This is a genomic window from Desulfovibrio sp. 1214_IL3152 (assembly GCF_036763055.1).
In the GTDB taxonomy this organism is placed as follows: Bacteria; Desulfobacterota; Desulfovibrionia; order Desulfovibrionales; family Desulfovibrionaceae; genus Desulfovibrio.
The window spans coordinates 1-2,304 of sequence record NZ_JBAIYW010000628.1 but is presented as its reverse complement, the minus strand read 5'-3'; the positions used below and the strand labels follow the sequence as shown (position 1 = coordinate 2,304).

Genomic DNA, 2,304 nt, shown 5'->3' with positions numbered 1-2,304 from the left:
ATGCGGAAAATACAATCTCCGTTGACCGAAGGAGATCAGTGAAGGTAATTTAAAAACGGTTCTGTGAAAGTGACACGAACCGATCTCCATCGATGTTACTCACCGATCTCCTTCACGGTAATACGCATTCAGACGGCATGTGCCGATCAGCGAGTACAACACCGCCGCATGTTCGCCACCGCTGTCGGAACCTGCGAACAGCCAGTTTTTCCGGCCCACGGCCACACCCCGTAAGGCGTTCTCTGCGATGTTGTTGTCGATTTCCACCCAGCCATTACTGCAGTACACGTTCAGGGCCTCCCACTGTTTCAGCAGGTATGCGAACGCTTTTGCCGTATCCGAGTGACGCGACAGTGTTTTCATCTGAGTCTGTATCCAGTCATACAGTGACTGCATCAGTGGCGCAGCTCTGGCTTTTCTTGCCGCCAGACGCTGTTCTGCTGAACATCCCCGGACTTCTGCCTCGATGGCATACAGTTCACCGATACGCTGCAGGGCTTCCGTGGTGATATCGGTTGGAGCTCTTGCATGCACATCGTGGATTTTTCTCCGGGCATGGGCCATACACGCGGCTTCCGTTATTCTGCCGGATTCGTATAACGCCCGGTAGCCACCGTAAGCATCGGCCTGAAGCACTCCGCTGTAACCGGCCAGGTGATTTTGTGGATGGATGCCTTTCCGGTCCGGGCTGTACGCGAACCAGACCGCCGCAGGCATCTGTGAACCGGCGTTACGGTCATCACGGACGTAGACCCACAGCCGGGCTGTCCGGGTTTTACCGCTGCCCGGCTCCTGGACCGGGACGGGGATATCATCGGCATGGACTTTACCGGGCATCAGCACATACTGGCGCAGGACGTCATACAGTGGCTCCAGCAGTTCAGCAACGGCACCAGTCCAGCGCCCCAGCGTGGCACGACTCAGCTCCACTCCCTGACGACGGTATATTTCTGACTGGCGGTATAACGGCAGATGGTCTGCATATTTCCCGGTGACAACATGGGCCAGAAGCCCCGCTCCGGCATAGCTGCGTACAATGGGTTTTGAAGGCACCGGCGCCTGCACGATATGGTCACAACGGCAACAGGCCAGTTTCGGACGTTGTGTTTCGATAACCTTAAAGGCGCTGCTGATAAGCTCCAGTTGCTCTGACACATCACATCCCAGAGAACTGAGTTCGCCACCACAGGCAGGACAGCATTCCTCTTCCGGCCGGATAACCCGGGTTTCTCGGGGAAGTGAGGCCGGTAACGGTTTACGGGCTGAAGACTGGCGCAGTGCAGATGGCAGTGCCGGGTCATATTGCTCACCCAGCGTTTCCGCCATTTCTTCCTGAAGTGCGCTGATTCGCTCCTGTGCTTCCTGTATCTGTCGTTCGGTTTTTGCGCGAAGTTTTTCTGAGCTTTTACCGAACTGCATGCGCTGCAGTTTTGCAACCAGCGCCTTCAGCCGGTTGATTTCAGAAGCATAAGCCGCCAACCTCTGTGAGAGCAGGCGGTTGTATTCGGCCATCTGGCGGATGGTGTCCTGTTGCGTCTGCAACAGTGCCCGCAGGCGGGCATTCTCATGAGCAAGTGAGGTGTCCATATCCTCACTTTACAACGGGTTATATACGGATTCCAGCGCGTTCCGTTCGTTTCGGGTGCTTCCAGTCGATGCCCTCGAGAAGCATGGACAACTGAGCCGGAGTAAGGTGAACCTTTCCATCGCGGGTGACCGGCCAGACGAAGCGGCCCCGCTCCAGGCGTTTGGTGAAGAGGCACAGTCCGTCACTGTCAGCCCACAGCACTTTTATCTGGTCACCCCGGCGTCCGCGGAAGATAAACAGGTGTCCGGAGAACGGGTCATCCTTCAGGACGTTCTGAACTTTTGATGCCAGGCCGTTAAAGCCATTTCGCATGTCGGTGATACCGGCAACCAGCCAGATACGCGAACCGGCAGGGAGAGATATCATCAGTGGCTGCTCCCTTTCATTTCGCGGATAAGTGTCTGTAATAACGCCGGTGTCAGTTCACCTTTCAGCCTGAGAGTTCCGGCCGGCAGAACCAGCTCGCAGCACAGACTGTCTGGCAGTGTATTTATCTGTTCAGGTATCTGCACTGGTGCCGGGATTTTATTATCCGGCTCCGGCGTTAACGTCACGGGAAGTAGCGATGTTTCATGTTCGCCGGGCGGCTGCAGGCCGCCGTTACGCCAGAGATGCCGCCAGTTAAAGAGCAGGTTATCGTTGATTCCGTTCTCGCGAGCTATTTGTGCGACACAGGCACCGGGTAAAAGAGTCTGCTGAACAAGTCTCCATTTAAA

Annotated in this window: 2 protein-coding genes and 1 pseudogene; all 3 read right to left on the bottom strand. The window is 55.8% G+C overall.

From position 1 onward, the window contains the following. Positions 1–126 precede the first annotated feature (126 nt). A pseudogene (locus V6C07_RS13095) lies at positions 127–1,587 on the bottom strand (IS66-like element ISCro1 family transposase); the annotation flags it as partial. Between the two features lie 19 nt (positions 1,588–1,606). Then, positions 1,607–1,954, bottom strand: coding sequence for an IS66 family insertion sequence element accessory protein TnpB (gene tnpB / locus V6C07_RS13090; RefSeq protein ID WP_000624618.1), 348 nt, complete (start codon positions 1,952–1,954; stop codon positions 1,607–1,609). Then, on the bottom strand, positions 1,954–2,304 hold a 351-nt coding region (gene tnpA, locus V6C07_RS13085), incomplete at its 5' end, for an IS66-like element accessory protein TnpA (RefSeq protein WP_333536917.1). The genes tnpB and tnpA, both read right to left, overlap by 1 nt.